Raw genomic sequence first — 25,840 nt, 5'->3', positions numbered from 1 at the left:
TCATGGCGAATGTCCCCACCACGCTGACCATCTTCGCCTACCAGGTCGGCTTCGGCGACTGCTTCCTGCTGCGCTTCGGCTACCCGTCCGGCATGCGGCATATCCTGATCGATTTCGGCACCACCGGCCTGCCCGAGGACACCGCCGCCGACCAGCTGACCCGCATCGCCAGGCATGTCGCCGCCACCTGCGGCGGCAGGCTGGATGCGGTGGTGGCCACCCACCGCCACGCCGACCATATCAGCGGATTCGCCACCAATCCCGGCGGCACGGCGCCGGGCGACATCATCCGCAAACTGCAGCCCAAGGTCGTGGTGCAGCCGTGGACCGAAGAACTGGACCTGGCGGTCGATGCGCGCGCTCCATCGCCGCAGGCCGGATTCAGGGCGGCGCTGCAATCCATGCACCAGGTGGCGGAAAAAGCGGTCGGCTTCGTGAATGGCGGGCCGCCGGGCCTGACGGAAGCGCTCAAATCGCAGTTGCGCTTCATCGGCGAAGACAATCTTTCCAACAAATCGGCGGTGCTGAATCTGTCAACGATGGGCGGCGAGCAGCGCTATGTCTACCACGGCGCCAAATCGGGACTGGAGAAGACTCTGCCGGGCGTGACCATCCATGTCCTCGGGCCGCCGACGCTGGAGCAGACCGGAAGCATCAGCAGGCAGCGCAGCCGCGACCCCGATGAGTTCTGGCAGTTCCAGCTGCGCCGCGTGAAGGCTGACGCCGACGCTTCGACCGCAGCCAAAGCCCGGCCGGCATTTCCGTCGCAGGTGGCGGCACGCGGCGGCAAGCTGCCGCTGGGCGTGCGCTGGCTGGCAAGCCGACTGCGCCAAGCGCGCGGCGAACAGTTTCTGGCCATCGTGCGGGCGTTGGACAAGCAGATGAACAACACCAGCGTGATCCTGCTGTTCGAAACCGCCAACAAGAAGATCCTGTTCCCCGGCGACGGCCAGATCGAGAACTGGCAATACGCCTTGAGTCAGCCGAAAACCAGGAAGCTGCTGGAAAGCGTGGACGTGTACAAGGTCGGGCACCACGGCAGCCTGAATGCCACGCCGCGCTCGATGTGGAACGCGTTCAGCAAAAAAGGGCCGAAAAGCCGCAAGGGCCGCATGACCACCGTGCTCTCCACCCGCCCCGACAAGCATGGCAGCGTGGAAGCCGGCACCGAAGTGCCGCGCACCACGCTCCTCAATGAACTCGGCGCCCACACCGACCTGCACAGCACCCACCTGATGGCGCACGACAAACTGTTCGACCAGATCGAGATTCCGCTCTGAAGCCGCCGGCGCTATGAGCGCCAGCGCACAGTGGAATTACTCGGCGCACGCTAATCTCCGCTACAAATGAGAGGAGATTGCCATGATATTCTGGATCATCGTGGCCGTGCTGGCGGCCATTGTCTTCATCCTGGTCGTGCCGCCGATGCGCCAGAGCCTGGTCACGCCGCATATTTACCGACTGTTCAAGCGCATCCTGCCGCCCATGTCCGACACCGAGCGCGATGCGCTGGAGGCCGGCACCGTGTGGTGGGACGCCGATCTGTTCTCGGGCAAGCCTGACTGGAACAAGCTGATGCAGCTGCCCAATCCGGCGCTGACGGTGGAAGAACAAGCCTTCATGGACAAGGAGGTGCGCCAGCTGTGCGAGATGGTGGACGACTGGGAAAGCACCCAGGTCTGGCAAGGCTTGCCGCAGCCGGCCTGGCAGTTCGCGCGCGACAAGGGCTTCCTCGGCATGATCATCCCCAAAGCCTACGGCGGCAAAGGCTTCTCGGCTTACATGCACTCGCAGGTGGTGATGCAGCTGTCTACCCGCTCCTCCGCGCTGGCGGTGCAGGTGATGGTGCCCAACTCGCTGGGGCCGGCGGAACTGCTGCTCCATTACGGCACCGACCAGCAAAAAGATTATTACCTGCCGCGCCTCGCGGCCGGCGAGGAAATCCCGTGCTTCGCGCTGACCAGCCCTTACGCTGGCTCGGACGCCGCCGCGATACCCGATGTCGGCGTGGTCTGCATGGGCAGCCATGATGGGCGGGAAACGCTCGGCCTGCGTGTCAGCTGGAACAAGCGCTACATCACGCTGGGACCGATCGCCACCCTGCTCGGCCTGGCCTTCCGCGTGACCGATCCGGACAAGCTGCTGCCGCCGGATATCACGCCCGGCATCACCTGCGCGCTGATCCCGGCCCATCATCCGGGCGTGGTGATCGGCCGTCGCCACTGGCCGCTGAATGCCGTGTTCCAGAACGGCCCGACCAGCGGCAAGGACGTATTCATCCCGATGGAGTGGATCATCGGCGGCCCGCGGCAGATCGGCAAGGGCTGGCGCATGCTGATGGAATGCCTGGCCGCCGGCCGCTCGATCTCGCTGCCCTCCACCAGCGTCGGCACCGCCAAGCTGGCCGTGCGCGGCACCAGCGCGTATTGTGCCATCCGCCGCCAGTTCAACACCGCCATCGGCAAGTTCGAAGGCGTGCAGGAAGCGCTGGCGCGCATGGGCGGCAATCTGTACATGATGGACGCCACACGGCGCCTGTCCGCGCTGGCGGTTGACCTGGGCGAAAAGCCGGCGGTGATTTCGGCCATCGCCAAGTACCACGTCACCGAGCGCGGTCGCCTGGTGGTCAACGATGGCATGGATATCCTGGGCGGCAAAGGCATCTGCATGGGGCCCTCCAACTTCCTGGGACGCGCCTACCAGCAGATCCCGATCGCCATCACGGTCGAAGGCGCCAATATCCTGACCCGCTGCCTGATCATCTTCGGCCAGGGCGCGATCCGCGCCCATCCCTACGTGCTGAAGGAGATGCGCGCCACCGCCAATGCCGATGAGCGCCAGGGACTGATCGATTTCGACGCCGCCTTCTTTGGCCACATGCGCTTCACCGTGGTCAACGCGGTGCGCGCCCTGTGGTACGGTTTGACCGGCGCCATCACCGCACCGGTGCCGGCGCGCGCCGGCGACGGCATGGCACGCTATTTCCGCGCTGTGGGCCGGCTGTCCACCGGGTTCGCGCTGATGACCGACATGTCCATGTTCATCCTCGGCGGCGACCTGAAACGGCGCGAACGCATCTCGGCGCGCCTCGGCGATACACTGTCGCTGCTCTACCTGGTCAGCGCCACCCTCAAGCGCTACAAGGACGAGGGCTGGCGCGAACAGGACGCTCCGTACGTCCACTGGTCGGTGCAGGACGCACTGCACAAGGCGGCCCTGGCGCTGGACGGCGTGTTGCAGAACTTCCCCAACCGCGTCGCCGCCGTGGTGGCGCGCCTGCTGGTGTTCCCGTTCGGCGTGCCGTACGGGCCGCCATCGGACAAGTTGGGTACCGCCATCGCGACCGCCATGCAGACCCACGACGACGCGCGCGAGCGCCTGCTGGCCGGCAGCTTCCTGGCCGACGACCTGCGCGACCCGGTGGCCTGCGGCGAGCTGGCTTTCGGCCTGCAGGCCATGGTGGAAGGCATCGAGCACCGCCTCAAGCCGAAAATCAAGGAGGGCGAGCTGTCGCCGGCGCCGCAAAACCTGCCCGATATGGAACGCTGGATCACCGACATCGCGGCCCAGGGCTTGGTGACGCCGGAAGAGCGTCGCGCCATGTCCGACTTTGCGCGCTACACCAGTCTGTCCATCCATGTAGACGACTTCCCGCCGGACCTGAACGCCGCCGACGACGCTGTCAAGCGCCGCCGCATGACGGAGCCGGTCGAGGCATCAGCCAGCGTAAAATAATTTTTCCGGCGGTGCATCCGCCCGGGTGGTTCGCGCGTATTTCCGTTATACCGCAAACCATCCGAATTTATGCATCGTCCATTTTCCTTTGCCGCCGGCCTTCTGACGCTGATGGCGACCGTGCTGCCGGCGCCGGCGTCGGCACAGACTGCGCTGCTGTCGCACGCCGAACGGCCCGCCAGGCTGATACGCAAGACCACCGTGTATGACGCCCCGGCCGGCGTAAGGCTGCTGCCGGGCGATATCGTCGAATCCGGTGCAAGCGGCCTGCAGATCGAATGGCCCAACGGCGCCGTGCTGGCCCTCGGTCCGTCCAGCAGTGTGCAGCTGGACGGACCGGCGTCACCGACGGTGCTGCTGTTGCGCGGCTGGCTGAAGCTGGCCGCGACTAAACCGGCCAACAGCCAGCTCGCCGCATCCGCCGGCCCGTGGCAGTTGAAGGCCGACCACGGCAGCGCCATCCTGCATCTGGCCGGCACGAAGACCGAACTGTTTGTCGAACAGGGCCCGCTGCCGCTGACCGAGACCGACCGTCCCGGCGCCACCGGCCCGACCGCGGTTGGCCGCGACCAGTACGCGGTACGCAACGGCGAACAGGCGCTCCAGGTGTCGCAACGCGCGCCACGGCAGTTCGTCAGCGAAATGCCGCGCACTTTCTATGACCCGCTGGTGACCATCGCCAGCCGCATCCGGCCGGCCGATCCAGCGGCGCTGCGCGAGATCGAGGTGCAGGATCTGGCCAGCTGGAACGATGTTCCGCCATTGCTGCGCAAGCGCATGGTCGCGCAGTTCACGCCGCGCCTGAATGACGCGGCCTTCCGCCAGAATGTGGAAGCGCAGCTGGGCGATGATCCCGACTGGCGTCAGGCCCTGCAGAAAACCGTCAAAAAGCGCCCTCCCGGCATGTCCAATTACCTGTTCTGATCCATGAAAAAACGCTCGCTTGCCGCCAAATTCAATCTGGTATTCCTGCTCGTCGCCGTGCTGGGCTTCGGCGCCGCCAGCGTCGTCACCAATCAGCTCCTGGTCAGCAATGCGCGGGAAGAGACGCTGCAAAACGCCCGTCTGCTGATGCAGGCATCCAACGCCGCCGGCAAATACACGGCCGCGCACATCGTGCCGCTGCTGGACAACCGCATGAAATTCGAGTTCCTGCCCGAGTCCGTGCCGACTTTTGCCGCCATCGAACACCTGAACGAACTGCTGAAAGCCTATCCGGACTACAGCTACAAGCAGGCCACGCTGAATCCGACCAATCCGCGCAACCGCGCCAATGAGTGGGAAACCCCGCTGGTCCATACCCTGCGCGCCAATCCGTCCAAACCGGAACTGGTGGGCGAGCGCATGACGGCGGGCGGGCCGGCCATCTTCATCGCCCGGCCGATCCGCATCACCAACGCGGCCTGCCTGGCCTGCCACAGCACGCCGGACGCCGCACCGAAAACCATGACCGACATTTACGGCAGCGCCAATGGCTTCGGCTGGAAAATGAACGAAGTGGTCGGCGCCCAGGTGGTGTCGGTGCCGATGACAGTGCCGCTGCAGCGCGCCCGCACCCTGCTGTATACCTATATGTGGTCGCTGCTGGGCATTTTCGCGTTCCTGTTCGTGGTGCTGAACATCACCATCCACCTGTTCGTGACGCGCCGCGTACGCCGTCTGGCGTCGCTGGCCGACCAGGTCAGCCTGGGCCAGTTCGATGCCGCCGCCTTCGATACCAGCGATGGCGACGAGCTGGCCCAGTTGTCGCAATCGTTCGACCGCATGCGCACCAGCCTGGCCAGCGCCATGAAGATGCTCGATGAGTGAGGTGAATGACGCGCCGCGCCAGATCGGCAAATACCGACTGGATGGCATGCTGGGCCAGGGTGCGATGGGCGTGGTCTACCGCGCCACCGATCCGCTGATCGGCCGCACCGTGGCGCTGAAGACCGTACGCCGCGACCTCGGCGACGATGCGCCGGCGCGCGAGATCGTGGAACGCTTCCGCAAGGAGGCGCAGGCCGCCGGCCGGCTGATGCACCCGAATATCGTGACGGTCTACGAATACGGCGAAGAAGAGCACCTGGCCTACATCGCCATGGAGTACATCGACGGCACGCCGCTGTCCGCGCTGCTGCGCGAACAGCCGGCATCGCTGGCGCAGGTGCTGGAATGGTACGGCGATCTGCTGACCGCCCTGGCCTACTCGCATGCGCACGGCGTGGTCCACCGCGACATCAAGCCGGCCAACCTGCTGGTCACGCGCGAAGGCCGCATCAAGATCAGCGATTTCGGCATCGCCCGCATCGAATCGTCCACCCTGACCCAGACCGGCGCCATGCTGGGAACCCCCAGCTACATGTCGCCCGAGCAGTTCCGGGGCGAGGCGGTGGATGGCCGCAGCGATCTGTTTTCGGCCGGCGTGGTGCTGTATCAGCTGCTGACCGGCCAGCGGCCGTTCACCGGCTCCGCCGCGACGGTGATGCAGCAGGTGCTGAACCATACGCCGCCCGCGCCGACGCAATTGAATCCGACGCTGCCCGCCGGGCTGGATACGGTGCTGCGGCACGCCCTGGCCAAGGATCGCGAAGCCCGCTATGCCGGAGCGCGCGAATTCCTGCAGGCGCTGACGGCCGCGCTGCGCAGCGACGACGGCGACCAGGACGCCACCATCCTGCTGGCGCCCTCCGGACCGGCGGCGTCGCTGCACGGCACGGCCGCCGACACCCTGGCGCCGCCGGACTGGCTGGCGGCATCGATGCCGGCGCTGGAACTCATACTGGCGCGCCAGATCGGCCCCATGGCCAAGCTGTTATTGCGCAAGATCGTGCCGGCGGCGCCCGATTTCGACTCGCTGGGCCGGCAACTGCTGGCCCATATCCCGTCGCCGCAGGCGCAGGCGCTGTTCCAGCAGCAGTTGGCGGAAATCCGCGCCGGCCATCTGCTGGCGGAGCGCAGCACGCCGATGCTGACGGTGCCGCCGCCGACCCAGGGCAGCCAGACCATGCCGGCACCGCTGTCGCAGGAGCTGACCGGCGCCGCCGTCCCACTGCTGGCGCAGGCGATCGGGCCGATTGCCGCCATCGTCGTCAAGCGCGTCGCGCGCCAGGCCACCGGCCGCAAGGATTTTGTCGCACTGCTGGCCAGCCACATCGAAGCGCCGGCCGCACGCGCGCGCTTTCTCGAACAGGCGGCATGGATAGGCGGCGCCTGAGCCGCCCATCATCTATAGCGCCGCCGGGCAGCGGAACTGCTCCAGCAGCTCGCGTCGGAACGGATTCATCACGCTGCTCGCCGTCAGCTCGTAGACGGCCTGACGGCCCTCCAGATCGAAATTCAGGCGGAAACGTTCTCCCTGCAGCGGCGTCACCAGGCCGCGATCCATCATGTGCAGCCAGGCCCATGGACCTTCGGTGTGCCAGTCGCCGCGCAGTGCCGGACTGGCCTCGAAGCGTATCTGTCCGTTACCCTTGCCGCTGGGGAGCAGCACCGAGACCGCGCCCTGCTGTCCGCTCAGCGGCTGCCCGTCGATGGTCAGCGTCAACTGGCCCAACGCCGGGTCGATGGCGGCGACCTTGAGGTCGAAGCGCATCGATGGCTGACGGCCGCCAGCGCCGAAGAACATGTCGCGCAGGCGCGCGGCCCGCTGGAACTGGTCCAGCGCCTCCTGCGACAACGCCGCCGAACCACCGGCGCGGCTGTGCCACTGGCTGCCGCTCATGTCCACCAGCGGCGCCAGGTTTTTGCTGAAAAAGTCGTCCGCAAGTCCGCCTGGAGCGAAGAATTTGCCGAAATCGTCCGCCGCGATGTCGCGCGTGCCGCCGCGCACCAGCGGATATCGGCCGGCGATGGCGTCGCGGCAGAACGACGCGCCGCTGCCGGCCCACAGTGCGTTGAGGCGCGTCCGTTCGCTGTTCTGCGCCAGCACATTGCCGGCGGCGTCGATGTTCTGCAGCAGTACCGGCAGCGGGGCCGGCTGGCCGTCGCCGCCGCGTTTCAGGCGCACCAGCGCATCGGCGGAAGGAGCCGGCGTGCCGTTGCGGCGAGCGCTGTCGGCCGCGTCGAAATACAGCGCCGCGTCCTTGATCAGCGCCAGCAACTGGTCCAGCATCGCCGGCGATTGGCCGCCTGCCAGCCGGTGCAAGGCCGCAAAATGCTGGTCGACCGGATGCTGCGGCGACTCCGGCGGCGCCGCGTCGGCGCTGCCCAGCACCGATTCCAGCTGTCTGCGGGCGGCATTCAGCTTGTCGCGTACCAGCTGATCGACGGCGCCGCGGGCGTCCGGGCGCGCACCTTCCAGCGTGGTTTCGCGCGCCGCCGCCAGCAGCAAGGCGCGCAGCGGCGAATCCGCGCCGGACAAGGTGTTCGTCACGCGCGCCGCCTGATCCAGGGTGCTCACGGGCGCCAGTCGCACGTCGGCCAGGAAGTTGTCCCACTGGCGGATGTAGTCGGCGAAGTACAGCTGCATGACAGCGGCCTTGAGCTGGTCGATGCCGGCCGCCGCCTCCGATTCCTGGCGGTCCAGCACCCAGTTGTCCTTGGCGACATCGGCCACCGCCTGCCCGCTCTGGTCCGCGACCTTGCGATAACCGGCGACACTGTATATGCCGCTGACACCGCGCGACAATGGCGCGCCGCTGACGCGTGCAAAGACCCCGGAGCCGTCGCGCCGCAGCGCACCGTTGATGCTGAATTCCGGCAGGGAACCGGACGACACCTGCCGTTTCAGACGGTTATAGATTCGCTGTGGCAGCGGCATGCCGGCCAGCGTCAGACGGACTTGCGCCACCAAGGCCGCGTCCAGCGCCACCGGGTCGGCCTGATCTTCGGCCTCCAGCAGCGCGGCGCTGTGCGCCAGCAACTGGCGACGCTGCGCTTCGTTCGCTTCCGGCAGACTGCGGCGCCAGTCGAATTCCACCCATGCCTGGACCGAGGCCGCGTCGAAATGCTGATGCTGTCCCAGCATCAGGTAGACACGCAAGGTCTCGTACAGGAAGTCCTGATTATTGGCGTCGCCGCGCCGCAGCGCATCCTCCATGTTGGCGACGATGCGCGGCCGCAGTGTGGTGCGCAGCAGCCGGCGGTAAGCCGCCACCGCGCCATCGCCGAGCTTTTCGCCCTGATATAGGCTCATGCGGTTCAGCCACGGGATGCTGTCGTCCTGGCTGGCATAGCCGGCCGGCAGCGCGCGCGCTGCGTTCAGCAGCGGCAGGGCCGCCAGCACGTTGCCGCCGGCCGGCGTGGCTGCCGCCAGTTTCGCCAGATCTGTGGCGGCAGTCGCCGATTCCGCCACCAGCCGCTGGTTGCGCCCGTAGCTGATGGTCAGGCCGACGGCCAGCAGGATTGCCAGCAGCGAGCCGCCGGCCAACGCACCCCAGGTGATCAGCTGGCGGCGCCGCTCGGCCGCGCGGTTGATCCCTGCCAGCCCCGCCTCCCTGAAAATCACGTCGCGCATCAGGCGCGTGATGAAATAGCTGCGACCACTGCCGCCGCCGGCCGGCAGTGCCTTGCGGCCGAGTCCAAATGCCGCCGCTAGCGCCGCCATCACCCGATCGATCGGGCTGCCCTCCTGCGTGCCGCTGGTGAAGTAGACACCGCGCAGCAGCGCCGCCTGTTCATAGCGGTTCGCTTCGAATACCGTGTGCAGGAAACGGCCCAGCACCGGTCCCAGGCCGGCAAACTGCTGCGGAAAACTGTACAACAAGGCGCGCCGCTGCAGGTCGCGTTCCTGCTGCATGCGGGTCAGCACGCGCGCCTGCAGCTGGCGCTCCAGCGCGTCGAATTCGTCGGCGTAGCTGGCCAGCGCGGCGGCGGGCGAGCCGTCCGCCGGCAGCGGGAAGGTCATGCCCCACACCTGCGCCCTCTCCTCGCGGCCCATCGGATCGAAGAATTCGGCGAAGCCGGCCAGCAGATCGCTTTTGGTAACCATCACGTACACCGGGAAGGCCATGCCCAGTTCCTGGTGCAGCTCGTGGATGCGGGCGCGGATCGCCTGCGCCTGCGTCTGTCGTGCCGCCTCGCCCTGCTGCAGCAGATCGGCCACGCTGATGGCCAGTATCACGCCGTTCACCGGGCGGCGGCTGCGGTGCTTCTTGAGCAGACCCAGGAATCCCGTCCATGCGGCCTTGTCGGCCTGTGCGTGGCTGTCCTGCGTGGTGTAGCGACCCGCCGTATCCAGCAGCACCGCTTCATCGGTGAACCACCAGTCGCAATTGCGGGTGCCGCCGACGCCGGCAATCGCGCCCGTCCCCATGGTCTCGGCCAGCGGAAACTGCAGGCCGGACTGGGTCAGCGCCGTGGTCTTGCCGCTGCCGGGCGCACCGACGAACATATACCAGGGCAGCTGGTACAAATATTGGCCGCGCATTTTCCAGCCGGGATAAGCCCTGCGCAGCACCGCCATCGCGGCGCGCATGCGCTCACCCAGCGCAGCCACTTCGGCGGCGGAAATGGCAGTTTCACCATTCTCCTGCGCTGGTGCGGAAACCGCCTCCGCCAGCTGCGCATTGCCGCGTCGGGCGCGCCACAGCCGCCAGCCATGCCAGGCGGCGACGGCCAGGACCACCAGCATGATCAGCGTCCAGCGCGCCGACGTACTGGCCAGTGGCTCGTGACCGTCGAACGCCAGCAGCGGCCCTTCATACCAGATCAGCAAGGCCACCAGCAGCAGTCCGGCCGCCGTCCACATCCACGGCTTGTTCATCAATCGTTTCATATTGGTGTCTTCTTTTACTGCGGTTGCGGAGGCGTCAGCACCACGATGTCGACGCGGCGGTTGCGGGCGCGGTTGACGGCGTTGTCGTTGGGCGCCACCGGTTCGCTTTCGCCACGGCCTTCGCTGCTGTAACGCGTAGCCGGGCCGGAACGCTCGGCCAGCAGCGCCGCCACCGTCCGCGCGCGCGCCTTGGACAGGTCGTAATTGGACGGCAGGCGCGCCGACAGCGCAGGCTTGGTGTTGTCGGTGTGGCCGATGACGATTACTTTGCCGGGCACCGTGGTCAGCGCGTCGCCGATGCGGCGGATGGTCGCTTCCTGGTTGCGCATCACTTCCGCGCTGCCCGAGGCGAATACGCCGTCGCCACGCAGGGTGACGGTGGAGCGGTCGGCTGTCTCGGAGACGCTGACCAGTCCTTCGGCGATCTCCGGCGCCAGGAAGCGCGCCACCCGCACCGGCGCCGGGCCCGGCGTCGTCGCCGTCACGTTGCGCGACGGCGCAGCCGCCCGCACCGCGCCAAGTTGCGCGTAGACCGGATCGGAACTCCGGTTCAGCAGCCAGCTATAGGTCAACTGGAGCACCAGCAGGATCACACCGGCGGCGGCAACCAGCACCCATAACGGCACACGACGGAGCATGGAGGGCGGCGGCGGCGGGTTGCCGCGCCAGTGCGGCGACAGGTCCTGCTCGATGGCGCCGCGCTGCTGCTGGATCAGGTGCAGCAGGCGTTCGCGCAGGACGCTGAGCTGATCGAGCCCGCCCGGCAGCACACGGTAGCGGCCTTCGAGTCCCAGCGCCAGGCACAGATACATCAGCTCCAGCACGTCGAGGTTGGCGCGCGCGTCCTGGCTCAGGCGCTGCAGGATGAGGAAGAATTTCTCGCCGCCCCAGGCTTCATTATGGAACGCCACCAGCAGGCTGCGGCTGTTCCACACGCTGCCGCCCCACGGCGTGCTGGCGATGGTTTCGTCCAGGAAGGTGCACAGCGCGTAGCGAGCGGCGGCCACGGTTTCGGCATCGGCGTGGCTGGCGCGCGCCGCCGTTTCGAAGGCGCGCATTTCCACCGTCAGCCGCAGGCGCAGCATTTCCATGTCCGGCGCCGTGGTCACGAAGCGCAGCGGCACCACCAAATCCAACAGCGCCTGCGCCGCCCGCACCAGCGGATTGAGGCCACAGCCATGCAGGTCGACAGCGCCGTCTACATGCACCGGCGATGCCGGGGCCGCCGCGGGCTCTGTGGGCGCCGGCCGCTCGCTGGCCGGGCGGCGTCCGCCGGGATTCGGCATCAGGATAGTGCTGTCCGGGTCCTGCTCGGCGGTGAATGGTCCGGTGCTCATGCGCGATCCTGCTGCGGTTGGCGGATGGCCCAGAACTGCAATTGCAGGCCGGGGAAATGGCCCGCCACATGCAGCGCGAAGCCGGCGGAATTGGACAGCTGCTGCCAGTAGTCGCTGCCGCGGTCCAGCTCAAAATAACTGTACCCGGCCAGGAACGGCAGCTGGCGCGGCGCCACCGGCAATGGCCGCAGGCCGATGCCGGGCAGCTGCAGGTTGACCAGATCGCGTATCTTTTCGACCGACCCCAGTTTGGCCTGCGGCGGGAAGCCGTTGCGCACCGCTTCCGCCGGCATCTGCGCGTGCACCGCCAGCACAAAGCTCGCGCTGCGCAGCAGTTCCTGATCGGGCAGTACCGCCACGCGGATACCGTACTGGCGTTCTTCCAGGGCGATCGGCACCACGTGGGCGTCCATCACCACCGACAGCGAACGGCGCAGGTCCAGCATCAACGGCGCAAAGCTGGACGCCAGGTCGTCATGGCGGTATGCCGGATAGTCGGCGCTGCGCTTGTCGGGCTGGGTGAAGGTGGCCAGTTCGCCCGCCAACTTCACCAGCTCCGCATACAGACGCTCGGGATGCAGGCCGCTCATGCCGGCCAGGTGCGCCATCAGCGGCTGGCTGCGATTCAGCAGCTGCAGCAGCAGGAAATCGGCGATTTCGGCCGCGCCGTTGCCGCCCGGCTGGGCCAGGCGCGAGGCGAGCGCCTCGGCACGCTGCTGAAGCAGGCCGCGCAGTTCGTCGACAAAACTGGCCAGCGCCGGCGCCGCGCGCACTTCCAGCACGGGTGGCATGTAGCCGGTATCCAGCACGACAGTATTGTCCGGCCGGCGCTCGATCACGCGGGCGACGCCGAGCGTGACGTAGGCATCGTTGGCTTCGGTCGCCAGCGCGAGCCGCAGGCGCATGCGGCCGACAGTCATCAGCGCGCTGTCGTCCAGCCCATTGCTGTCCCACGCCTCGTACTCGGCGCTGGCATGGCGGGCATAGTTATCGGGGCCGGCGCGGTCATCGACTTCCGCTACGCCGTGACGGCGCGCCGGCAGCGCCAGTACCACGCTGACGTCGCGCGCATCGGCCGGGATCTCGAGCGGCAGCGGTGCCAGGTCTTCCACCGGCAGGCCGGCGGGTGTACCGTCGGGCAGAATGGCGCTGAACGATTGCAGCGCGAGCTTGCCCAGCGCCAGCTGCTGCTGGTCGATCGCCAGGCGGGAGAATCCCCAGGCATAAGGGCGCAGGACGCCGGCGCGCGCGTCCATCTGCGTCTGTAGATAACGGTCGTGCTGCTGCAGGTGCTGCGGTTGCAGCAGCATGCCTTCGGACCAGATTACTTTGCTATTCCAGGACATACGGTTCGACTTTACGGGTGGGTTGAAAGGGGCGCGCGCAGGCGTGCGACCTGCTGCTCATAGGCGGCCGAGAACTTTTCGCCGAACAGGCGCTGCAGATCTTCGTCGGCGTCGCGCGCCAGATCGGCGTACAACTCGGTCAGGCGATCCCACAGCCGTGCCTTGCGCGCGGCCGGCATCAGCTTGTCGAGGTGGCCCGGCTCCGGCATGCGCTGCTCCAGTCTGTGCGGATCGAAGCGCTGCACCACCGCCGCCAGCGCCGCGCGCATGCCGGCGATGACCGCCAGTTCATGCGCGCGCAGATCGTCGAAGGCGCCTTCGAGGGCTTCGACCGGAGGCAGGTAGCCGGGAATCCGGCTGCCCAGCATCTGCGCCAGCGCGCTGTCGGCGTCGGGGAAGAATTTAAGCGGGTTGTTGGCCTGGGCGGTGATCATGGTCATGTCGATGTGACTTTCACGCTTGGTCAGGGCGCGCGCCATCAGCACGCTCATGGTGCCGCCGACGGCGGCGCGCAGCATTGCGCCGACCGTTTCCGCCAATTGTTCGGGCGACTGGCCGGGGCGCAGCGCGGGCAGGCCAAGGCCGTTCAGCAGTGCCTGCAGCACAGCGCCATCCGCCGCCGTGGAAGCCGGCGCCGGCACGGGGGCCAATAAGGTCGCCAACGGATCAAAGCCTGCGGGAATTTTGACGATGGTGGCCAGTTCCTCTTCTGGCAGCGGCGCTGGCGGCGGCGCTGGCGGTGGCAGCTCCATGGCTACCTGCAGCAGATAATCGCCGATCAGAATGCGGTCGCCGTCACTGAGTGCGATGCTGGCGCCGCCGCCCAGAGGCTGCCCGTTGACGATGCTCGGATTGCCGCCGCAGTCGGCGAAATAGTAAGTTCCGTCCTGCCGCGTCACGCTGGCGTGCTGGCGGGAGATGTATTTGTCCGGATCGGCCAGCACCAGCGTGCTGTCCTGGCCCCGGCCCAGGGTGCCGCCCTCCCCCGCAAAACGCGCGCTCACCGCTTCAGCTGGCGGCTGGCCACGGTAACTCAGCACATTCAGCACCAGCGTCACATCATTGTTTGCCATCGTCGGCCTCCTTGGCTGCGGCCGGCGCGGCGGCCGGCAAGGTTTGTACGGTCAGCAGCGCCGCTTCCACCGCCAGCGCGGCGGCCGGCAACGGCACCGGCATGGTGGACGCGGTGATCAATGCCGGACCTATGGTCAGGAACGAGGAACCGGCCTTCAGCGTGATGCTGGCACCGGCCTCGATCACCACGTTCATGCCCGCCTTGATGTGGACATGCTGCGCGGCCTCAAGGCTGGAAATCAGGCCGCTGTGCAGCTGCATATTCAGGATGGAACTCAGCGACACCGCGCCGTCGACGCTCTCGCGACGGTCCCCCCCGGTCCGGACATGGCGGTCGCCTGCCGTCTGGTCATAGCTGTCGCCCTTGACGATCCGATGGCTGTCGCGTCCCATCCAGGCCAGCGCGTCGCGTTGTACACGCTGTTCGAGATCGCGCTCCGCGCGCAGATAAAACTGTTCCGCGCCACGCTTATCCTCGAAGCGCAGTTCGTTGTAGCCTTGCCCCTGCACGCTGTGGCTGCGGATGGCGGAACGCGAAGCCTGCGCCGGCAGCGCGTATGGCGGCATGTTGTCGCCGTTATAAACGCAGCCGGTGACCAGCGGCTTGTCGGGATCGCCCTCCAGGAAACTGACGACTACCTCCTGGCCGACGCGCGGCAAGAACACGCTGCCCCAGCGCTTGCCGGCCCAGCCCTGCGCCACGCGCACCCAGCACGAGCTGCTTTCATCCTCGCGGCCCAGGCGGTCCCAATGAAACTGCACCTTGATGCGGCCATACTTGTCGGTCCAGATTTCCTCGCCCGCCTTGCCGACCACGATGGCGGTCTGCGGTCCCTGCATCACCGGCTTGGGCGTGCTGCGCGGCGGACGGAAATCGGTCTGGCGCGCGAGTGCGGCGAAACTGCAGCTTAGCACCGTACCCGGCTCCGCCGGCCACACCGGTTCATAGGTATCAGAGGACAGCGTGTACTGCGCGGACGTCAACAGATATTCGCCATTCTGGTCACCGCGCGGATGGCCGCTCAGGGAAAACAGACAGCCCGGATACAGTCCGCGCGCCCGGGTGGCGGCGCGCACCTGGCGGTAGCTGGTCTGGCGGGCATCGAGCCGCATCCCGGCGTAAGTCTCGCCGGCGGCACGCTCACTGTAGCCGCCCGGGTAGTCATACAGCGCATGGCGCCCGTGCGCATAGTCGCGCACCACGGCCGACTTGACCAGCAGACTGGAAGACGGCTTCTCGAAGTCGAAATCCTGCAACGCCTGCACCCCTGGCTCGATCTCGCCTCCCATGCTCCATTCGTACACCACTTCGCTGTCGCGCATCGCATGGTCCAGCGCCGGCATGTATGGCAGGCTGGCATAGCCTGGCGCCGGCGCATGCGCCGCGTACGAGTCGCACAGCATCATGGTGTGGCGCCCCGCGGAGCTGCGGAAGTAATAGTAAATCCCCTCGCGCTCAAGCAGCCGGCTGAGGAACTGGAAATCCGTCTCGCGATACTGCACGCAATAGTCGTAGGGCTGATAGCTGCCGCTCAGCGCCGAGGTGTCGATATCGGCCACCGAATATGGCGCCAGCACCGAGCGGACAATATCCAGCACGTTCTGTTCCTGGAAGATGCGGCAGTCGGACGACCGCGTCAACAGCCAGAACCAGGGCCGCATCGTGGCCTGATAGGTGGCGTAGCGCCCCTGGCGGCCGCTGTGCGCAAAGCGCGTGACGATGCCGCTGAAATAGCGCTTGCCGCCGCGCGGCAGGTCCACCGCCACCGTGGCCGGCGTGCCCAGAAGATCGTCGATATTCAGGTCGCTGCGCTCGCTGTACAGGTCCAATATATATTCGCTCAGCTGCGACAGCGCCTCGCTGCCCTGCATGCGGCGCAGCAGCAGCGTGTCCGCGCCCAGCGCGCAGCTGAAGGCGAGTTCGCGGTGAACTTGCGTGGTCGTCATGCGTTCAACCCGTCCGCATGGCGTCGCTGACGGCATTTTCCATGATGCCGTCCAGGTCCTTGGCCATCAGCGCCGTGATGATGGCACGCGCCAGTTCCGCCGCCTTGGTGTTTTTTTTGGCGATCTGCACCAGCCGCCGCGAATGCTGGGCGCGCGCCACGCCCTTGGTGCCCTGCACTTCCTTGTAGATGGCGCGGCCGGTCTTGTACATGACCTTCAGCGGCTGGCCGATGATCACCGCATCGGCCACGCCCTTGTACTGTCGCGTATCCTGCTGGCCGAGACAAAAGTTCAGCGTCTGCTTGACCACCACCATGTCCGGGTCCTGTGCTTTCTCCGCGCTCATCCCGTCCAGCTGCGCCGCAAGCTGCCGCAGCGCGGCGCGGCACTTCTGCGCATCGTAGGCAGCGAAGCCGCCGGTGACCGCGGTCGAGATCAAGCCAAGCGCCGTCCCCGCCACCACGCCGCCAGGACCGGCCAACTGCGAAAAGATGGCGGCACCGTTGGCCGCGGCGGCCATGGTGTTCAGGCCAGTGGTGACGGCGATGCGTCGGTCCATGGTGCGCTCCCACCCGTTCGGGCCGTACTGCATGCCGAACAAGCCGCTGGTGCTGGCCAGGCCGCCCGCAGTGGCAAAATACGTCGCGGCGGCGGCGCCGCCCTGCATCGCCGCTTCGCCATCGGAACCGGCGTTCTGGTCCCACTTCCAGGATGGCATATTACTTGCGGTCATTTGAACCATGTGATTCTCCTGTGTTTGATATAGGTGTGGTGGCGTCAGTCGAAAGCGTAGCTAAAGTCGCCGTCCGCCACCGTCAGCCGCACCGCCCGCGCCGGAAGCCCATCGAGCTGACGACGCAGGAAGGCGGTACTGATCGCCGGCAGGACCGTGTTGGTCAGGATGGCGTCGATCACGCGTCCGCCGCTTTCCATCTCGGCGCAGCGGCTGGCGATCAGCGCCACCACGTCCTCGCTGTAGGTGAACGGGATCTTGTGGCTGGCGGCCATGCGTTTGCCGATGCGGCCCAGTTGCAGGCGGATGATCGCGGCCAGCATGCTGTCGCTGAGCGGGTAATACGGTATCGTGACCAGGCGGCCCAGCAGCGCCGGCGGAAATACCTCCAGCAGCGGCGCGCGCAGCGCGGCGGCCATGGCGTCCGGTTCGGGCAAGAGCCGCGGTTGCGCGCACAGGCGCGTAATCAGATCGGTGCCGGCATTGGTAGTCAGCAGGATCAGCGTGTTCCTGAAGTCGATCACGCGGCCTTCGCCGTCTTCCATCCAGCCCTTGTCGAACACTTGGAAGAACAGCTCGTGCACGTCCGGATGGGCTTTTTCTACCTCGTCCAGCAACACCACCGAATACGGCTTGCGCCGCACCGCTTCCGTCAGCACGCCACCCTCGCCGTAGCCGACGTAGCCCGGCGGCGCGCCCTTGAGCGACGAGACGGTATGCGCTTCCTGATATTCGCTCATGTTGATGGTGATGAGATTCTGTTCGCCGCCGTAAAGCGTCTCGGCCAGCGCCAGCGCCGTCTCGGTCTTGCCGACGCCCGAGGTGCCGGCCAGCAGGAACACGCCGACCGGCTTGTCCGGATGATCGAGGCCTGCGCGCGCGGTCTGGATGCGGCACGCGATCATTTCCAGCGCATGGCGCTGGCCGATGATGCGCTGGCCCAGCGTGTCCGCCAGATTCAGCACGCTTTCGACCTCGTTCCGGACCATGCGGCCGACCGGGATGCCGGTCCAGTCCTGCACCACGGCGGCGATGGCCTGCCGGTCCACCGTCGGCAGGATCAGCGGCGTCTCGCCCTGGCGCTCGGCCAGTTCGCGCTGGCGGTCGCGCAGCTCGGCCAGCCAGTCGGCGCGCTGGCTGGCATCGCAGCTTTCGCCGGCGGCGCGCAGATCGGCGCGCAGCTTCAGGATGCGGTCCACCAGCCGCTTTTCAGTGTCCCAGCGCGCCTCGAGCGCTTCCAGCCGCGCCAGTTCGGCGTCAAGCCGCTGGCGCGCCGCCGCCGCCCGCTCCCCCGCATCGATGCCGATCGCCTGTTCGCGGCCGATGATGTCCAGCTCCACCCGCAGCGCCTCGATGCGGCGGCGGCTGTCGTCCACCTCGGCCGGCGTGGCATGCAGGCCGATGGCGACGCGCGCGCAGGCGGTATCCAGCAGGCTGACCGCCTTGTCGGGCAGCTGGCGCGCCGGAATGTAGCGGTGCGACAGCTGCACCGCCGCTTCCAGTGCTTCGTCCAGCACCTGCACCTGGTGATGGCGCTCCATGGTGGCGGCCATCCCGCGCATCATGAGCACGGCGCGCGCCTCATCCGGCTGATCCACCTGCACGGTCTGGAAGCGGCGCGTCAGCGCCGGATCTTTTTCAATGTGCTTCTTGTATTCGGCAAACGTGGTGGCGCCGATGGTGCGCAGCGTACCGCGCGCCAGCGCCGGCTTCAGCAGATTGGCGGCGTCGCCGGTGCCGGCCGCGCCGCCGGCGCCGACCAGCGTGTGCGTCTCGTCGACAAACAGCACCACCGGCTGCGCGCTGGCCTGCACTTCATCGATGACGGCGCGCAGGCGCTGTTCGAACTCGCCTTTCATGCTGGCGCCGGCCTGCAGCAGGCCGAGGTCGAGCGCAAGCAAACGCACATCCTTGAGCGCCGGCGGCACGTCGCCGCGCGCGATGCGCTGGGCCAGGCCTTCCACCACGGCGGTCTTGCCGACGCCGGCCTCGCCCACCAGAATGGGATTGTTCTGGCGCCGGCGCATCAGGATGTCGATGGTCTGGCGGATTTCGTCGTCGCGGCCGACCACGGGGTCCATCCTGCCCTGGCGCGCCTGCGCGGTCAGGTCGCTGGTATAGCGCGACAGCGCCTGCTGCCGGCCCATGGCTGCCGGCGCGGTAACGCCGCCGCCTTCTTCCGCCGCATCGCCCCGCAAGCCGTCGGTCGCTGCCGATCCCTGTTCCGGCGATGACCGCAGCAGACTGTCGAAAGCGGCGATGAGGTCGTCGATGACGATCTCGCCGAATTCGCGCGACATGCCCAGGAGCGCATGCCGCAGGCCGCTGGTCTTCAGCAGCGCCACCAGCAGATGTCCCGAACGCAGCTGGCTTTCGCCGAACATCAGACTGGCGTAGACCCAGGCCCGCTCCACGCTTTCCTCCAGCTGCGGCGACAGGTCGGTGATGCTGCTGGCGCCGCGTGGCAGACGGTCCAGCGCCACCGTCAGGTCGCGCGCCAGCACGGCGGCATCGAGGCCGTAATGCCGAACGATGCGCAGCAGGTCGCAGTCCTGCAGTTGCAGCAACTGATGCAGCAGATGCGCGAGTTCGACATAGGGATTGCCGCGCAATTTGCAGAAGACGGTGCTGCTTTCCATCGCCTGGTAGCACAGGCTATTCAGTTTTCCGAACAGGGCAAGGCGACTGATGTCGGCCATGTATGGCTCCTTCATGATAGTGTCAGATGGTGGCCGGTCGGCTGCGCGGCGCCAGCAGCAGCTGGCGGTCGTCGCGTTCCGGCGTTTTGCTGGAGAGCCAGCTGTTCCAGCCCATGCGCGCGCCGCCGCCCAGCTTCAGGCGCGGCAGCGCTTCTTTTTTGACGATCAGGTTGACGTCCCAGTCCAGCGCCAGGCCGGCATACTGCCGTACCCAGTCGCGCAGCCGCCGCATGCCGGGCGCCCCGGGCAGGAAGTCCTGCAACTGCGCCTGATCGACGGGACCGATCTGCAAGCGGAATTTGTGCTGCGTGTTCCAGACCTTGCGGCCAACCACCGTGGTGCGGCCCAGCCGCTCGGCGCCTGCGCCGCTGCGCAGCCGGCACAGGCCATCCTGCGGCAGCCGCATCCAGTGGCCGACAAACTGCAACACCCGTACCGGCACGCCGAAATGGTCGCTCAGGATGGCTTCCAGGCCGTCGGCATTGCGCGTCTGCGGACCGAGGCGGCCGGCGTAATGCAGCTTGGCGTGGTCCGGCACGGTGTCGCGCCCGCGCAGTGCCGGCATGCCGATACCGATCAGCGCCGCCAGATAATTCGCAAAGCGGTCGGCTTCCGGCCGGTCCATGCCGACCGCCGGTTGCGCACTGGCCCAGGCACGATAGAAAAGGCTGATCATCCGGTGATGGAAGATATCCAGGAAGCGCGCCAGCGTGGGATCGGCGGCGTTACGCAGGCGGTCGCGCACATATTCGCTCAGGTGCAGCGGCATCGGCCCGTTCGCGCCGAGCAGGCCGAAACCCTCCACCAGCAGCCGTGCAGCCGACTGTTCTTCATTTTTTTCGAGGCCCGCCAGCATCACCGGCGTGAAGGCCATCGATGGCTGCTGGCCGAAACGCGCCGCTTCCTCCTGCGGACGGCGCGCCTGGCCGATGCGCGGCAGCGCCGGATGGGCGCATTCGATCAGTCGCAACGCCGCATAGAAGTCGTAGGCGCCCGGGCGCCGCCCCAGGTCTTCCAGCACGCTCACAGAATCTCGCATCGCCCCATCCTTGCCGGCCAGTTCATGATGACGCCGCGCTCCGTGGTCCTGACCACGGTTTCGGTGAATGCGTTCAGGCTGACGTACTTGGCCAGGAACTGTTCCAGCACCATGCCGAGCACGAACACGCCGCTGCCCTCGTACGCCTGCTCATCGAAGGTCAGCGTCACCTGCAGGCCGCGGCCATAGCTGATGGGGCCAGGCAGCGGCAGGCGGCGTACGATGGCTTGCGCCCGCACCGACAGCAACCCTTCCACCTGGCGATGGGCGGCGGCATCGTTGCTGCCGCAGTAGAGCCGCAGCAGGTCGCGCATGGCGCTGGCCCCTTGCGTCTCGTCCTGGTCCAGCAGCGACAGATAGTTCAGGGACAGCTGGCTGGCCAGACGCCACGCAGTCTCGCCCTCGGCATGCGATGGCGCCGGCGGCGTCGGCCCGGCCACCGCGCGCACCGATCGAACCGGCGCACCGGCGGCCACGGTGAAATCGGTCTTGCCCACGCCCAGCGGCATGCTGAGCACGAGATCGCGGTTGTTGCATAGCGTTTCCACGCCGAGCTGGCGCAGGCCGGACGGATAAGGCGCCGCGCTGGCGTCGACCAGCGACAGGAAAATCTCGCTGCCCATGTAACTCGAACGCGCGCCATGGCGGCGCTGGCGTTCGGAACGCAGCCTCGTATCGCGCCGGACCTGATAATAGGCGCCCTTCCCGCCCGGCCGCAAATCGTTCGCGCGGTAGAAGGAGTCGAAACTTTGTACCGCATCGGCGCCGCTGCCGTAGCCGGTGACGCTGCGCACCTGGTAGATTTCGTAGTCCATCGGACGGGTGCGGTCGGGTACCACGTGATACTCGGACTGCTGTTCCGACAGATGCACGCGGTCGGTCCGCTTGGGGAACAGATTGATGGCCGGCGTGCAGTACAGGCCCAGATTCGCTGCCGTCAATGACTCCAGCGCCGCGTCGTGGCGCTTGAACAGGATGACGATATCGATTTCGGGCTCGTCACAGACTGCCAGCGCCGGCGCCAGCCCGCCCAGCTCCACGAACATGAAGCGCTGTGGCAGCGCAAAATATTCCTGAAGCAGCCGGTAGCCCTGAAAACTGCGGGGACCTGCGGGCAGCAAGGCTTGCTCGTCGCTACATCCCGTCGGCCGCAGGCTGTCGGCCGGAATGAGGCGGTGCCATGAAGGCGTCTCCGCCGCCTGCATGGCGATGATGCCGGCGGTCTGGGCCAGCATCGCTTCGAGCAGGCGGGCCGGCAAGGCATCGCCGCCGCGCAGGTGCAGCGGCAGGTTTTCCAGCGTCAGGTCGCTGAAATTCAGGCCCGCGCCGGCGCGCAGACGCAGGCGCAGCGCGGCCTTGACGCCGCCCATGCGCGACAGGTCCAGGCCATGCAGCTTGCCGCCACAGGCAAAGTAGCGGGCCGACGCCAGTTCCACCGGCCACAATGTAAGGTCGTGGGCGGTGCGGAATTCGCAGGCGGTCAGGTCGTCCTTGCCCAACTGGCCGTGCAGCGCGCTGTTGCGCGGCAGCGTAAAACCGCGCGCCAGGCTGCCCTCGTCCATGTCCGGCTGCATCTGTACGATCGCCATCGAGGGCGTGGGCGCGAGATACTGTGGGTAGACGAGTTCCAGCAGGTGATTGGTAAAGCGCGGGAATTCCGCATCGATCTTCAACTGCACGCGCGCGGCCAGAAAGCTGAAGCCCTCCAGCAGCCGCTCGACGTACGGATCGGCGCATTCCTGCGCCTCCAGTCCCAGACGGCCGGCGATCTTGGGGAAATCGCGCGCGAATTCGCCACCCATGTCGCGCAGGTGCTGCAATTCGCTTTCGTAATAACGCAGCAGTTTCGGATTCACTGCAAGCCTCCGCCTTCCATGTCGAACAGGCGCAACTCGCCGATCTCCAGATCCAGTTCCGTCTTCAGGTACAGCCGCTCGGGGAGCGGCTGGCCCCACAGCTCGCCGTGGATCTCGAACGCCACCTGATTCGGCGCGCTGCCCGCATGGCCCGGCGCCAGCGCCACCACGCGCACGCTGTCACGCAGGATGCGCGGCTCGAAATCCCAGATGGCCTGGCGGATGCGGCGCGCCAGTTCGGCGCGGTCGAGGCCCGACGCGGTCTTGCCGGTCAGGTCCGGCAGGCCGAAATTCAGCACCGAACCGGCCGCCAGCGGCGTCGTCTCGAGAGGCTGCAGCGCGCCCAGGCCGGTGCTGTTGAGCAGCCAGCCGAGATCGCGCAGCACCGCCTTGCGCAGCCCGCGCATGGACAGCACGCGCTTGTCGCGCGGCTCCAGCGTGGACTGGCGCTCGTCGTCGGTCAGACGGTCGAGCAGCGCGGGCTGCAGACGTTCGGTGGCAAGCAGTTCGGCCATGGCGCTCTCCGCTTCCTGTCAGTAAACCGCGTTGGCTTCCAGGTCCCACTTCTTCGGCGTGCCGGTGACCACGGTGTCGCCGGTGAAGGAGTCGTACTTGTAGCTGATCTTGGTGAAGTTGATCGAGAAGGTCTCGCTGGGACGTTCGCCGCCGCTGCTGACCGAGTAGGAACTGATGATCGGCGATTCGAGTTCGATGGTCAGGAACACCTGCTGTTTCTTGTCCTGGCCGCCGGTCTGGAGGAAGTGGATTTCCGCCTTGCCCAGGCTCTTGCCGCATACCGCCTGCATGAACAGGTCGGCCGAGGCGATGTCGGTGGCCTTGCTCAGCGAGATTTCGGAGAACGACGGATTGCTGGTGTCGCGGTCGGTGCCGCCGCCGCTGATCGAGATTGCGCGGCCGACGCCCATCTGGATGGCGTCGATGGTGATCCAGTCGGTGTGGCCGGCGACGTTGGAGGTGCCCTTGATCTGGGTGGAGAATTTCAGCAGGATCATGTTATGCCTTTACTAGTGGTGTGTGAATGTTCAAGCCTTGGCGGAAGGCAGTTTGGAGACCAGACGCAGGGACACGGTCAGGCCCTCCAACTGGTAGTGCGGGCGCAGGTAGAAGCGCGAGGTGTAGTAACCGGGGTTATCCTCGATCTCCTCGACCACCACCTCGGCGCCGGCCAGCGGTTTGCGCGCCTTGTCGGCTTCGGTGGCGGTGGCCGGATTGTGTTCGACGTAGCGGCCGATCCAGTTGTTCAACCAGATCTGCATGTCGCTGCGCTCCTTGAACGAGCCGACCTTGTCGCGCACGATGCACTTCAGGTAGTGGGCGAAACGGCAGGTCGCGAATAGGTAAGGCAGCCGCGCTCCCAGGTTGGCGTTGGCGGTGGCTTCCGGATCATCGTATTCGGCCGGCTTGTGCATCGACTGCGCGCCGATGAAGGCGGCGAAGTCGCTGTTCTTCTTGTGCACCAGCGGCATGAAGCCATTCTTCGCCAGCTCGGCCTCGCGGCGGTCGCTGATGGCGATTTCGGTCGGGCAGGTCATGTCGACGCCGCCGTCATCGGTCGGGAAGGTATGCACCGGCAGGTTCTGCACCGCGCCGCCCGATTCGATGCCGCGGATCTGCGAGCACCAGCCGTACTGCTTGAACGAGCGGTTGATGTTCACCGCCATCGCGTATGCCGCGTTGGCCCAGGTGAAGTCCTTGCTGCCGTTGGCGTTGGTGGATTCCTCGAAATCGAATTCCTCGACCGGATTGGTCTTGGCGCCATAAGGTGCGCGCGCCAGGAAGCGCGGCATCGCCATGCCGACATAGCGCGCGTCTTCCGACTCGCGGAAGCTGCGCCAGGCCGCGTGCTCCGGCGTCTGGAAGATCTTGGTCAGGTCGCGCGGATTTGCCAGCTCCTGCCAGGAATCCATCAGCATCACGCCCGGATCGGCGGCGGTGATCAGCGGCGCGTGGGCGGCGGCGCTGATCTGGGCCATCTGCGTCAGCAGCTCGACGTCGGCGCCGCTGTTGTTGAAGTAATAGTCGGCGACGAAGCCGCCATACGGCTCGCCGCCGAATTGGCCGTACTCTTCCTCATACAGCTTCTTGAAGATCGGGCTCTGGTCCCAGGCCGCGCCCTTGAACTTGCGCAGCGTCTTGTGCACCTCGTTCTTGGAGACGTTCATCACGCGGATCTTCAGCGACTCGTCGGATTCGGTATTGCTGACCATGTAGTGCAGGCCGCGCCAGGCGCTTTCCACCGACTGGAAGTCGTCGTGGTGAAGGATATGGTTGATCTGCTCCGACAGCTTCTTGTCCAGCTGGGCGATCATGTTCTCGATGGTGACCAGCACGTCGCCGGATACCAGCGCTGCGCCTTGCAACGCCTGTTCGGCCAGCGTGCGCACGGCGTTGTCGACGGCGTCGCGCGCCTTGTCGGTCTTGGGACGGAATTCCTGCTGCAGCAGCGTGGCGAAGTCGCTGTGGACGATGCCGCTGGCGCCTTCCGGTTGCTTGCTCAGTTCTGCGGTTGCGGTAGACATGCTCATTGCTCCTGCGGCGTCGGCGGATTGGGGGCGCGGCTGAGGGACTGCATCAGCGCGGGATCGTTCAGCAATTTGGCCACCAGTTCTTCGGCGCCGGTCTTGCCGTCCATGTAGGTCAGCAGATTGGACAGCTGGCTGCGCGCTTCCAGCAGCTTGCGCAGCGGCTCGACCTTGCGCGCGATCGCGCCGGGCGTGAAGTCTTCCATGCTCTCGAACGTCATGTCGATGGCCAGCTTGCCGTCGTCGGTGAGCGTGTTCGGGACATCAAACGCCACGCGCGGCTTCATGGATTTCAGGCGTTCGTCGAAGTTGTCGACGTCGACTTCCAGGAATTTGCGTTCCGCCACCGGCGGCAGCGGCTCCGCCGGCTTGCCGGACAGGTCGGAGAACACCCCCATCACGAAAGGAAGCTGCACGGTCTTTTCGGCGCCGAACACTTCGACGTCGTACTCGATCTGCACCCTGGGCGCACGATTGCGCGCAATGAATTTTTGACTGCTTTCTGTTGCCACCACTGACCTCCGTTGTTGTATGTGGATAGGGTTAGTTTTCATTTCTGACGCCGCTGACCTGCGCATACTGGTTCAGTCCATCGGGCGCCAGCTCCTGCAGTAATTCGGCAAAGCTCATGTCCACCAGCCGCGCGGCGCGGCGCAGCAGCGCCGGCACCGGACTGCCCGGTTCATGTTCGGCGTAATAGGTGCACATCTTGTCCAGCAGTCGCTGAATGTCGGCGCGGCTGCCGATTTCGCCGTGCGGGCGCGGCGCCGCCACCGCCCCTGACTGAGCGGCCTCGGCGCCCTGCTCCGGCGCCGCATCGGCCGCAGTCGGCAC

Annotated in this window: 19 protein-coding genes; 5 read left to right on the top strand and 14 right to left on the bottom strand. The window is 66.7% G+C overall.

Translation table 11 applies throughout. The annotated features are described in order from the left end of the window. The first annotated feature begins 2 nt into the window (after window positions 1-2). The 5 genes from E4L98_RS15275 (at window position 3) to E4L98_RS15255 (ending at window position 6,931) form a co-directional block, all read left to right on the top strand. Entirely contained in the window at window positions 3-1,280 is a 1,278-nt protein-coding gene (locus tag E4L98_RS15275) for a ComEC/Rec2 family competence protein (RefSeq protein ID WP_135202414.1), read from the top strand. 82 nt (window positions 1,281-1,362) lie between these two features. After that, a complete protein-coding gene (locus E4L98_RS15270) occupies window positions 1,363-3,735 on the top strand; it encodes an acyl-CoA dehydrogenase (RefSeq protein WP_135202413.1) in 2,373 nt (790 codons plus the stop codon). A 69-nt stretch (window positions 3,736-3,804) separates the two neighbouring features. Next, window positions 3,805-4,659, top strand: a complete 855-nt coding sequence (locus E4L98_RS15265) for a hypothetical protein (protein WP_135202412.1) — start codon at window positions 3,805-3,807, stop codon at window positions 4,657-4,659. 3 nt (window positions 4,660-4,662) lie between these two features. Next, complete coding sequence (locus E4L98_RS15260) at window positions 4,663-5,544, top strand: c-type heme family protein (RefSeq protein WP_135202411.1); 882 nt, start codon at window positions 4,663-4,665, stop codon at window positions 5,542-5,544. Continuing rightward, window positions 5,537-6,931 carry a serine/threonine-protein kinase gene (locus E4L98_RS15255; protein ID WP_135202410.1) on the top strand — a complete coding sequence of 465 codons (1,395 nt, stop codon included), beginning with the start codon at window positions 5,537-5,539 and terminating at the stop codon, window positions 6,929-6,931. Before E4L98_RS15260 ends, E4L98_RS15255 begins: the two co-directional genes overlap by 8 nt. A gap of 12 nt (window positions 6,932-6,943) precedes the next feature. On the opposite strand, the gene tssM is transcribed toward E4L98_RS15255, so the two are convergent. From tssM to E4L98_RS30045, 14 genes are all read right to left on the bottom strand, one after another. Further along, a complete protein-coding gene (gene tssM, locus E4L98_RS15250) occupies window positions 6,944-10,432 on the bottom strand; it encodes a type VI secretion system membrane subunit TssM (RefSeq protein ID WP_135202409.1) in 3,489 nt (1,162 codons plus the stop codon). A gap of 14 nt (window positions 10,433-10,446) precedes the next feature. Continuing rightward, window positions 10,447-11,769, bottom strand: coding sequence for a type IVB secretion system protein IcmH/DotU (gene icmH / locus E4L98_RS15245; protein ID WP_135202408.1), 1,323 nt, complete (start codon window positions 11,767-11,769; stop codon window positions 10,447-10,449). Continuing rightward, window positions 11,766-13,115 carry a type VI secretion system baseplate subunit TssK gene (gene tssK / locus E4L98_RS15240; protein ID WP_135202407.1) on the bottom strand — a complete coding sequence of 450 codons (1,350 nt, stop codon included), beginning with the start codon at window positions 13,113-13,115 and terminating at the stop codon, window positions 11,766-11,768. The genes icmH and tssK overlap by 4 nt, the downstream gene beginning before the upstream one ends. Window positions 13,116-13,126: 11 nt before the next feature. Beyond that, window positions 13,127-14,188: a type VI secretion system-associated FHA domain protein TagH gene (gene tagH / locus E4L98_RS15235; protein WP_135202406.1), complete on the bottom strand. Its 1,062-nt coding sequence runs from the start codon at window positions 14,186-14,188 to the stop codon at window positions 13,127-13,129. Further along, complete coding sequence (locus E4L98_RS15230; protein WP_135202405.1) at window positions 14,175-16,136, bottom strand: type VI secretion system Vgr family protein; 1,962 nt, start codon at window positions 16,134-16,136, stop codon at window positions 14,175-14,177. Before E4L98_RS15230 ends, tagH begins: the two co-directional genes overlap by 14 nt. A 4-nt stretch (window positions 16,137-16,140) precedes the next feature. Further along, the gene (locus E4L98_RS15225; RefSeq protein WP_135202404.1) at window positions 16,141-16,878 is read right to left on the bottom strand and encodes a hypothetical protein; all 738 of its coding nucleotides are present in this window, start codon (window positions 16,876-16,878) and stop codon (window positions 16,141-16,143) included. Window positions 16,879-16,913: 35 nt separating this feature from the next. Continuing rightward, the gene (gene tssH, locus E4L98_RS15220) at window positions 16,914-19,568 is read right to left on the bottom strand and encodes a type VI secretion system ATPase TssH (RefSeq protein ID WP_135202403.1); all 2,655 of its coding nucleotides are present in this window, start codon (window positions 19,566-19,568) and stop codon (window positions 16,914-16,916) included. 22 nt (window positions 19,569-19,590) lie between these two features. Next, complete coding sequence (gene tssG / locus E4L98_RS15215; RefSeq protein WP_205746736.1) at window positions 19,591-20,607, bottom strand: type VI secretion system baseplate subunit TssG; 1,017 nt, start codon at window positions 20,605-20,607, stop codon at window positions 19,591-19,593. Further along, window positions 20,592-22,463, bottom strand: coding sequence for a type VI secretion system baseplate subunit TssF (gene tssF, locus E4L98_RS15210; RefSeq protein ID WP_135202401.1), 1,872 nt, complete (start codon window positions 22,461-22,463; stop codon window positions 20,592-20,594). The genes tssG and tssF overlap by 16 nt, the downstream gene beginning before the upstream one ends. Then, window positions 22,460-22,978, bottom strand: a complete 519-nt coding sequence (gene tssE, locus E4L98_RS15205; protein WP_135202400.1) for a type VI secretion system baseplate subunit TssE — start codon at window positions 22,976-22,978, stop codon at window positions 22,460-22,462. Before tssE ends, tssF begins: the two co-directional genes overlap by 4 nt. Window positions 22,979-22,996: 18 nt before the next feature. After that, window positions 22,997-23,476 (bottom strand): Hcp family type VI secretion system effector, encoded by a 480-nt coding sequence (locus E4L98_RS15200; protein ID WP_135202399.1) that lies wholly within the window; start codon window positions 23,474-23,476, stop codon window positions 22,997-22,999. A 30-nt stretch (window positions 23,477-23,506) separates the two neighbouring features. Next, window positions 23,507-25,003, bottom strand: a complete 1,497-nt coding sequence (tssC, locus tag E4L98_RS15195) for a type VI secretion system contractile sheath large subunit (protein ID WP_135202398.1) — start codon at window positions 25,001-25,003, stop codon at window positions 23,507-23,509. A 2-nt stretch (window positions 25,004-25,005) separates the two neighbouring features. Continuing rightward, window positions 25,006-25,518, bottom strand: coding sequence for a type VI secretion system contractile sheath small subunit (tssB, locus tag E4L98_RS15190; RefSeq protein WP_135202397.1), 513 nt, complete (start codon window positions 25,516-25,518; stop codon window positions 25,006-25,008). 31 nt (window positions 25,519-25,549) lie between these two features. After that, a partial coding sequence (locus E4L98_RS30045; protein ID WP_371857233.1) for a type VI secretion system protein TssA occupies window positions 25,550-25,840 on the bottom strand: 291 nt, incomplete at its 5' end.

The organism is Duganella callida, assembly GCF_004614165.1.
Taxonomy (GTDB): domain Bacteria; phylum Pseudomonadota; class Gammaproteobacteria; order Burkholderiales; family Burkholderiaceae_D; genus Rugamonas; species Rugamonas callida.
This window is presented reverse-complemented; position numbering and strand designations above follow the sequence as displayed.

Bases quoted from the DNA above. Each gene is read 5' to 3' on its own strand.
- E4L98_RS15275 (WP_135202414.1), top strand. From the start codon at position 3: ATGGCGAATGTCCCCACCACGCTGACCATCTTCGCCTACCAGGTCGGC.
- E4L98_RS15270 (WP_135202413.1), top strand. From the start codon at position 1,363: ATGATATTCTGGATCATCGTGGCCGTGCTGGCGGCCATTGTCTTCATC.
- E4L98_RS15265 (WP_135202412.1), top strand. From the start codon at position 3,805: ATGCATCGTCCATTTTCCTTTGCCGCCGGCCTTCTGACGCTGATGGCG.
- E4L98_RS15260 (WP_135202411.1), top strand. From the start codon at position 4,663: ATGAAAAAACGCTCGCTTGCCGCCAAATTCAATCTGGTATTCCTGCTC.
- E4L98_RS15255 (WP_135202410.1), top strand. From the start codon at position 5,537: ATGAGTGAGGTGAATGACGCGCCGCGCCAGATCGGCAAATACCGACTG.
- tssM (WP_135202409.1), bottom strand. From the start codon at position 10,432: ATGAAACGATTGATGAACAAGCCGTGGATGTGGACGGCGGCCGGACTG.
- icmH (WP_135202408.1), bottom strand. From the start codon at position 11,769: ATGAGCACCGGACCATTCACCGCCGAGCAGGACCCGGACAGCACTATC.
- tssK (WP_135202407.1), bottom strand. From the start codon at position 13,115: ATGTCCTGGAATAGCAAAGTAATCTGGTCCGAAGGCATGCTGCTGCAA.
- tagH (WP_135202406.1), bottom strand. From the start codon at position 14,188: ATGGCAAACAATGATGTGACGCTGGTGCTGAATGTGCTGAGTTACCGT.
- E4L98_RS15230 (WP_135202405.1), bottom strand. From the start codon at position 16,136: ATGACGACCACGCAAGTTCACCGCGAACTCGCCTTCAGCTGCGCGCTG.
- E4L98_RS15225 (WP_135202404.1), bottom strand. From the start codon at position 16,878: ATGGTTCAAATGACCGCAAGTAATATGCCATCCTGGAAGTGGGACCAG.
- tssH (WP_135202403.1), bottom strand. From the start codon at position 19,568: ATGGCCGACATCAGTCGCCTTGCCCTGTTCGGAAAACTGAATAGCCTG.
- tssG (WP_205746736.1), bottom strand. From the start codon at position 20,607: ATGCGAGATTCTGTGAGCGTGCTGGAAGACCTGGGGCGGCGCCCGGGC.
- tssE (WP_135202400.1), bottom strand. From the start codon at position 22,978: ATGGCCGAACTGCTTGCCACCGAACGTCTGCAGCCCGCGCTGCTCGAC.
- E4L98_RS15200 (WP_135202399.1), bottom strand. From the start codon at position 23,476: ATGATCCTGCTGAAATTCTCCACCCAGATCAAGGGCACCTCCAACGTC.
- tssC (WP_135202398.1), bottom strand. From the start codon at position 25,003: ATGTCTACCGCAACCGCAGAACTGAGCAAGCAACCGGAAGGCGCCAGC.